This is a genomic window from Rhizobium sp. UFLA01-1127 (genome assembly GCF_059803845.1).
Map to the genome: position 1 here is coordinate 1 of NZ_JAUQTZ010000205.1, position 7,892 is coordinate 7,892.

Here is a 7,892-nt window from a genome sequence, read left to right on the forward strand (position 1 = left end):
GTCAGATGTGTATAAGAGACAGGGGCTGGGGAGTGGCGGTTGGTATGACGTTGGGCGGGTGCAAAGGTTGAAGCAAATCATCGACAAGCGGAAAGCAGGTATGACTTATGAAAGCAGCCTCTTCTTTGCAAATGCTCTGCCGGAATGAGATTTCAGATAGGTCTCAAATTCCAATGCACGGTATTTATCCAGGAATGCAGAATACCAAAGAAGAACCCATGGCGCGAATTTCGCGGTATGAGACGACTTACCGGCATTGTGGTCGGCAAGTCGTTGCTTAAGATCTCACGTTGCCTCTGTATATTGCTGGTCGGGAAAATCCACGCTTTGAAGGATGCAAACGTACCACATCCGCATTCCGATCAATTGGCATCCGGTGATCCGAACGCAAATCCTATATGCAATCGAGCTTGCCTTGGTATCCGCAAATGTTTTGAGGAGATTTAAGCCCATTGTAGCCCTGCGGGCTTTGCCGGACACTACTTCGGCCTAACGGTTTCCCGCGGCTGCGCCACGCGAAGCCCGTAAGGGCGAAGCGTGGTGGAGCTAAGCGGGATCGAACCGCTGACCTCTTGCATGCCATGCAAGCGCTCTCCCAGCTGAGCTATAGCCCCATCAAGATGGTGCCGTTTGACCGGCCCTGGGTCCCTTCCGAGCGCTTCGCCCGTCGGGGTGGCGGCTTATTACTTGTGGTTTTCACAGATAGCAAGCCGAAAAATTCGGCCCGGGAAATTTTTTCTTTCACCGGGCCGGCTGTCTTCGAGATCAGACGTCGTCTTCGTCGCCGGTGACGCCGATGATGTCGCTCATGTCGTCATCGTCTTCATCTTCGTCGGCTTCGAGGAAGGTGTCGTCGTCATCGTCGCCGATCTCGACGTCGTCGTCGCCCATGTCCGGAATGTCGTCGCCGCTTGCTGCATCGTCGGCATCTTCGAGCGATACTAGTTCGACTTCGGTGTTTTCGGTATCGACTTCAGCCACTTCGTCTTCTTCCGGGACTTCCTTGGAAGCGGAGGTTTCCTCGAAGAAGGACAAGGGCCAGGACTTGCCGGTATAGGGCGAGACCACCGGATCCCGGTTCAGGTCATAGAACTTCTTGCCGGTATCCGGGTCGGTACGTTTTGTTCCAAGTTCCGCTTTCGCCACTGTCAAAGCCTCATGAATGGCCGAATGAAAATTCGGCAATGCCGGGGGAAGCCGGCGTTTTAAGGGAAATATCAGCCGGTCCCCTTAATCGTTGTGGCCGTTTCTGTCAAAGCTAAAGTTCACGCTGCCGCATACCCTATTTTCACGCATTGCGGGATGACTGGGCAAGAGGCCTGTGCTAACCAGCTGGCGTGAACCGCAGAACATCTGGCGCAAGAGCAACGCAGCCAGCACAGAATGCGGCAGGAATACCGGCATCGCAAAGGAATTGCCCATGCCGCACGATACTCTCCCCCAACCAGCCGTGGCGCGCCGCTCGGCCGGCCTTTCCGGCTCGATCCGCATTCCCGGCGATAAATCCATTTCGCATCGCTCCCTCCTGTTCGGCGGCCTTGCCGCGGGTGAGACCCGCATCACCGGCCTGCTCGAAGGCGAGGATGTTCTCAACACAGGCAGGGCCATGCAGGCGCTCGGTGCTGCAATCCGCAAGGACGGCGACCAATGGATCGTCAGCGGCACCGGCAATGGCGCACTGCTCGCGCCGGAGGGACCACTCGATTTCGGCAATGCCGGCACCGGCTCCCGTCTGACCATGGGCCTGACCGGCTCCTACGATTTCGAGACGACCATCATCGGCGACGCCTCGCTTTCGAAGCGGCCGATGGGGCGCATTCTCGATCCGCTGCGCCGGATGGGAACGCAGGTCCGCGCCGCCGATGGCGACCGATTGCCCGTCACCCTGCATGGGCCTCGCGCGGCAAGCCCTCTCACTTATCGCGTGCCGATGGCCTCCGCGCAGGTCAAATCGGCCGTATTGCTGGCTGGCCTCAACGCGCCCGGCATGACAACCGTCATCGAGCCCGTCGTGACTCGCGACCACACCGAAAGAATGCTCGTCGGCTTCGGCGCCGCACTTTCGGTCGAGACCGATACGGCCGGCATGCGCATCATCCGCCTCGAAGGCCAAGGCAAGCTTACGGGCCAGGCGATCGATGTGCCCGGCGACCCCTCGTCCGCCGCCTTCCCGATGGTCGCCGCGCTGATCGTGCCAGGCTCGGACATTATTATATCCAACGCGCTGATGAACCCGACGCGCACAGGCCTTATCCTGACGCTGCAGGAGATGGGTGCGGATATCGAAATTCTCGGCCCGCGCGTCACCGGCGGCGAGGATGTCGCCGACCTGCGCGTGCGTTCTTCCGCGCTCAGGGGCGTTACCGTGCCGGCCGAGCGCGCGCCGTCGATGATCGACGAATATCCCGTGCTCGCCGTCGCTGCCGCCTTTGCCGAAGGCACAACGATCATGCAGGGGCTGGAGGAACTGCGGGTGAAGGAATCCGACCGGCTCTCGGCCGTCGCCGAGGGGCTGAAGCTCAATGGCGCCAACTGCATCGAAGGCAAGGACAGTCTGACGGTTCGGGGCAGGCCCGACGGCAAGGGTCTGGGCAATGCCAAGGGCCACGAAGTCAGGACCCATCTCGATCATCGCATCGCCATGAGCTTCCTCATTATGGGACTTGCCAGCGAGTATGCGGTTTCGGTCGACGATTCCACCATGATCGCCACCAGTTTTCCGGAATTTTTTGCTATGATGACAAGATTGGGCGCGACGATCGAAGCCAAGGACTGATAGACCGCGCCATCGGCCGTTCGAAGCCTGCCGTGCGGTATTTCCCGGCAGGTTTCCTGGGAATGGCGCAGCAAATGGACCGAAGCCATGTATCAGCCTCCCCATCATCGCGAAGACGATCTCGGCACGCAGCATCAGCTGATCCGCGCGCATCCGCTGGGAATGCTCATTACGGCCGGAGACGGTGGGCTGATGGCCAATGCCGTGCCGTTCCACCTCAATGCCGGGCTTTCGCCGAAGGGGACGCTGCAGGCACATGTGGCCAGGGCGAACGGGCAGTGGAAGGAGATTGCGGCCGGAGCACCCGTACTCGTCGTCTTCCAGGGCGCCGATATCTACATCACGCCCTCCTGGTATGCGACGAAGCGTGAGACCGGCAAGGTGGTGCCGACCTGGAACTATGCGATGGTACAGGTGCGCGGGCCTGCGCGGACGATCGAGGACCCGGCCTGGCTGCGCGCGCAGATAAGTGCGCTGACCGGCGAAAACGAGAGCGACCGTGCAAAGCCGTGGGCGGTGGAAGACGCGCCGCCAGACTTCATCGCAGCCCAGATGAAAGGCATCGTCGGCATCGAAATCGACATCGAGACGATTGACGGCAAATGGAAGGTGAGCCAGAACCGGCCGCTGGCTGACCGACAGGGCGTCGCCGAAGGCCTTTCGGCGATCGATCGTACGGAGGCAGCGGAAATGGCCGATCTGGTGCGTCGCTACAGCAAATAACCGAAGACCGGGCAGGGACGGAAGAAGACATGATCATCGCCATCGACGGACCTGCGGCTGCCGGCAAGGGAACTCTGGCGCGCCGGATCGCCGAAGCCTATGGCTATCATCATCTGGATACCGGCCTCACCTACCGCGCGACCGCCAAGGCCCTGCTCGATGCCAGGCTGCCGCTCGACGACGAGGCGATTGCCGAAGGCATGGCACGCAAGGTGGATCTCGCCGGGCTCGACCGGACCGTTCTGTCCCGGCACGAGATCGGCGAAGCAGCCTCGAAGATCGCCGTCATGCCGGCCGTGCGCCGGGCGCTGGTCGAGGCGCAGCGCCGTTTTGCGCAAAAGAGGCCTGGCGCCGTGCTCGACGGCCGCGATATCGGCACCGTCGTCTGCCCCGATGCGCCGGTAAAACTCTATGTGACGGCTTCGGCTGAAGTCCGGGCGAAACGGCGCTATGAAGAAATCGTCGAAGCCGGAGGCAGCGCCGATTGCGACGCCATCTTCGAGGATGTGAAACGGCGCGACGAGCGCGATATGGGCCGCACGGACAGCCCGCTGAAACCGGCTGAAGACGCGTACTTGCTAGATACCTCAGAAATGAGTATAGAAGCGGCGTTTCAGACGGCAAAATCGATCATCGAGGCCGCTCTGAGCCGAAATGCCTGAAAATATGAGCGGCCTTCGCGCGCCTAGCGCCGGAAACCGCCGATTTCAAGATAGCCTGACATTCCGTCCAAGCGCCGGATAGCTTCCCGAAGGGAGGCGGACTGGGGTCAGGCCTGTTCAACGCGAACCACCGGCGCACCAGTGTCCAGATTGCATGATCCGGACACGCCAGGAGATTTTATGACTGTAACTTCCCCCTCTCGCGAAGATTTCGCGGCCCTTCTCGAAGAATCCTTTGCCAAGAACGATCTGGCTGAAGGCTATGTCACCAAGGGCATCATCACCGCCATCGAAAAGGATGTCGCCGTTGTGGACGTCGGCCTCAAGGTCGAAGGCCGCATCGCGCTGAAGGAATTCGGTGCGCGCGCCAAGGACGGCACGCTCAAGGTTGGCGATGAAGTCGAAGTCTATGTCGAGCGCATCGAAAACGCGCTTGGCGAAGCTGTTCTGTCGCGCGAAAAGGCTCGTCGCGAAGAAAGCTGGATCAAGCTCGAAGCCAAGTTCGAAGCCGGCGAGCGCGTCGAAGGCGTCATCTTCAACCAGGTCAAGGGCGGCTTCACCGTCGATCTCGACGGCGCTATCGCCTTCCTGCCGCGTTCGCAGGTCGACATCCGTCCGATCCGCGACGTCACCCCGCTGATGCACAACCCGCAGCCCTTCGAAATCCTCAAGATGGACAAGCGCCGCGGCAACATCGTCGTTTCGCGTCGTACGGTTCTGGAAGAGTCCCGTGCCGAGCAACGTTCTGAAATCGTTCAGAACCTCGAAGAAGGCCAAGTTGTTGACGGCGTCGTCAAGAACATCACCGATTACGGTGCGTTCGTTGACCTCGGCGGCATCGACGGCCTGCTGCACGTCACCGACATGGCATGGCGCCGCGTGAACCATCCGTCGGAAATCCTGTCCATCGGCCAGCAGGTCAAGGTACAGATCATCCGCATCAACCAGGAAACCCACCGTATCTCGCTTGGCATGAAGCAGCTCGAGAGCGATCCGTGGGATGGCATCCAGGCCAAGTATCCGGAAGGCAAGAAGATTTCCGGTACCGTCACGAATATCACCGACTACGGTGCGTTCGTCGAGCTGGAGCCGGGCATCGAAGGCCTCATCCACATTTCGGAAATGTCCTGGACCAAGAAGAACGTTCACCCCGGCAAGATCCTGTCCACGAGCCAGGAAGTCGAAGTCGTCGTTCTCGAAGTCGATCCGACCAAGCGTCGTATCTCGCTCGGCCTGAAGCAGACGCTGGAAAACCCGTGGGCAGCATTCGCCCGCAACCATCCGGCTGGCACCGAAGTCGAAGGCGAAGTCAAGAACAAGACCGAATTCGGCCTGTTCATCGGCCTCGACGGCGATGTGGACGGCATGGTTCACCTCTCCGACCTCGACTGGAACCGTCCGGGCGAGCAGGTCATCGAAGAGTACAACAAGGGTGACGTGGTCAAGGCTGTCGTTCTCGACGTCGACGTCGAGAAGGAACGCATCTCGCTCGGCATCAAGCAGCTCGGCAAGGACGCAGTCGGCGAAGCAGCAGCTTCCGGCGACCTGCGCAAGAATGCAGTCGTTTCCTGCGAAGTCATCGCAGTCAACGACGGCGGTATCGAAGTGAAGCTCGTCAACCACGAAGACATCACCTCGTTCATCCGCCGCGCCGATCTGTCGCGTGACCGTGACGAGCAGCGCCCTGAGCGTTTCTCGGTTGGTCAGGTTGTCGACGCCCGCGTCACCAACTTCTCCAAGAAGGACCGCAAGATCATGCTGTCCATCAAGGCTCTGGAAATCGCAGAAGAGAAGGAAGCCGTTGCTCAGTTCGGTTCGTCCGACTCGGGCGCTTCGCTCGGCGACATCCTGGGTGCGGCTCTGAAGAACCGCAACGCCGAATAATCTTCGGTCGAAGCCTGGAAACAAAAGACCCGCCGGAGCGATCCGGCGGGTTTTTCTTTGTCCGTTACACCCGGTCTGGGCCGGCCATTTCATTTCGGCGCAGCTATTCCCACGCCACCATGCGCCGATAGAAATCGAAGGCGTGGTCGTTCAACGGATCGCGTAAGGACTGCGGCAATGCGACAAGCTCCGGCTTGACGCCATCGCCCCGGGCAGCGGCAGATCCGGCTTCCGCTTCGCCGGATGCCTCCGCGTCGGCCTGCACCGGCGATTCGTCCGCCTGCTCCTGCTCCTCATCCTCACCCTGTGCGGTCTCCTCGTCCTGAGCTTGCCTGCTCTCCTCCTCATCGACCGGTTCGACGCGATCGAGCAGCCTGGCTTCGTCGGTCTTCACGGGAGTGTCCGCCGGCAGATAGTTTGCCACGACGAAAGGAACGCCGAGCGGAAAAGGCGCAGGCGCGTTTTCCTGCCCCGCAGCCTCATACATTGCCACCGGTGCCGCAACGGATGGCTGCGCTGCCAGCTTGCCGGGAAGCACGGCGGCGGCAACGGGATCCTGAGGATGATCCGTAAACGAAGCGGGCATCGCAATAGCCGAAGCCGGACCCCTGGCATCTCCGTTGGCGGCCGGCGGCGATGGCGATTGTGCCACCGCATCAGCCGTCAGCGCCTGTGCTATTATCTTTTCGACGGAAGAAGAAGGATTGCTGATGATCTGCTGCAGATCGGAACCGGCCGGCATTGCGGGGGGGCTGATGACCACCTGCAGTCCCTGTTTGATATCGGCTTCTATCTGCTGAATATCGCGCGGCACCGGCGGGGGTGTCAGCGGCGATCGGATCAACGCCACTTCGGTCGGGAGTGCGGTCTCGGTCGCAATCGCGGCCAGCAATGACGCCGCAGCCAGATCATCGACAAGGGAGCCAAGTTGCAAAGACGGAGCGGCGCCCGCCGCGACGGTGCCGCTGCCAGCGGGTGCGGCTTGCGGAGCTGCCGTGGATCCGCTTTGCGCTGTTGATTGCGACGGGACCGGCTGCGCGGCAACCGGCGCCGATTGAGCCGAAACAGCCGGTTGCTGCGTCTGCAGTGGCGCGGGCTGTGCGGCAGGCTGAGTTGACGTAGACGTAGACGTCGAGGTGGAGGCAAGCGGTGTGGGCTCTTCTGCTGCCGCGGCAAGAGCTATTGCCGGAGCGGCTGGACCGGTCACCTTCTGCAGCGGTGCCGATGCCGGTGTCTGCGGGGCTGACATGTCCGTCTCGCCGGCATTCTGTCCGTAGGAATTGACGACGGCCTTCAGCACCGCGTCCGGTTCGGCCAACGAGGCTGGTTCCAGGTTGAAAGCGAGCTCAGTCGCCTGCGGGCTTGCGGGATCCGTCAATGCCTCGGCCAGCAGCGGCAGCGGTACCGGCGTAGCCATCCGCACATCCATCCGCTGCTGCGCGACGGTGAGCTGCTGTGGCGTCAGGCTGCGGATTGCGGCGGCGACGCGCTGCGCATAGGCGGCACTGCTCTCGCCCGGTTCACGGGAAACATTCAATACCTGGCTGGCCGCATCGATCGCCGAAAGCAGGCTGTCGAACATCCGCTCGCGGGCCGCGACCAGCAGCATGTTCAGCTTGCCCTCGACGCTGGCGTTGACCGTACTCGACAGCACGGCAAGCGGCGTTGCCGCCGTCTGGAGCCCGGAAATTTCAGCCGTTGCGGCAATCGGCTTCTCGATGGACACACCCACAGCGGACACGGCACCAACGGCGGGAAGCAACATGACATGCTCCAATGAAAGAACACAAGGGGTAGAACACCTTCAACCGGTGGCCTTTCCCTGGGTTCGGATGTGGTTTGACCGG

The 7,892-nt window shown here is 61.2% G+C and carries 6 protein-coding genes, 1 tRNA gene and 1 pseudogene; 4 read left to right on the plus strand and 4 right to left on the minus strand.

The window, feature by feature from the left end; all coding sequences use genetic code 11:
* Positions 1-105: 105 nt before the first annotated feature.
* The 3 genes and pseudogenes from Q4Q11_RS29800 to Q4Q11_RS29810 form a co-directional block, all read right to left on the minus strand.
* Positions 106-351: pseudogene (locus Q4Q11_RS29800) on the minus strand (GIY-YIG nuclease family protein).
* 187 nt (positions 352-538) lie between these two features.
* Positions 539-614, minus strand: a tRNA-Ala gene (locus tag Q4Q11_RS29805).
* A gap of 151 nt (positions 615-765) precedes the next feature.
* Entirely contained in the window at positions 766-1,146 is a 381-nt protein-coding gene (locus tag Q4Q11_RS29810) for a TIGR02300 family protein (protein ID WP_498571728.1), read from the minus strand.
* Between the two features lie 274 nt (positions 1,147-1,420).
* Here Q4Q11_RS29810 and aroA point away from each other — a divergent pair, with 274 nt between their 5' ends.
* From aroA to rpsA, 4 genes are all read left to right on the plus strand, one after another.
* Entirely contained in the window at positions 1,421-2,776 is a 1,356-nt protein-coding gene (gene aroA / locus Q4Q11_RS29815) for a 3-phosphoshikimate 1-carboxyvinyltransferase (RefSeq protein WP_498571729.1), read from the plus strand.
* 87 nt (positions 2,777-2,863) lie between these two features.
* On the plus strand, positions 2,864-3,499 hold the full coding sequence (locus Q4Q11_RS29820) for an FMN-binding negative transcriptional regulator (protein WP_113216823.1): 636 nt from the start codon (positions 2,864-2,866) through the stop codon (positions 3,497-3,499).
* A 29-nt stretch (positions 3,500-3,528) separates the two neighbouring features.
* Positions 3,529-4,161, plus strand: a complete 633-nt coding sequence (cmk, locus tag Q4Q11_RS29825; RefSeq protein ID WP_498571730.1) for a (d)CMP kinase — start codon at positions 3,529-3,531, stop codon at positions 4,159-4,161.
* Positions 4,162-4,341: 180 nt separating this feature from the next.
* A complete protein-coding gene (rpsA, locus tag Q4Q11_RS29830) occupies positions 4,342-6,045 on the plus strand; it encodes a 30S ribosomal protein S1 (protein WP_498571731.1) in 1,704 nt (567 codons plus the stop codon).
* A gap of 103 nt (positions 6,046-6,148) precedes the next feature.
* On the opposite strand, the gene Q4Q11_RS29835 is transcribed toward rpsA, so the two are convergent.
* Positions 6,149-7,810: a hypothetical protein gene (locus Q4Q11_RS29835; protein ID WP_498571732.1), complete on the minus strand. Its 1,662-nt coding sequence runs from the start codon at positions 7,808-7,810 to the stop codon at positions 6,149-6,151.
* Positions 7,811-7,892 lie beyond the last annotated feature (82 nt).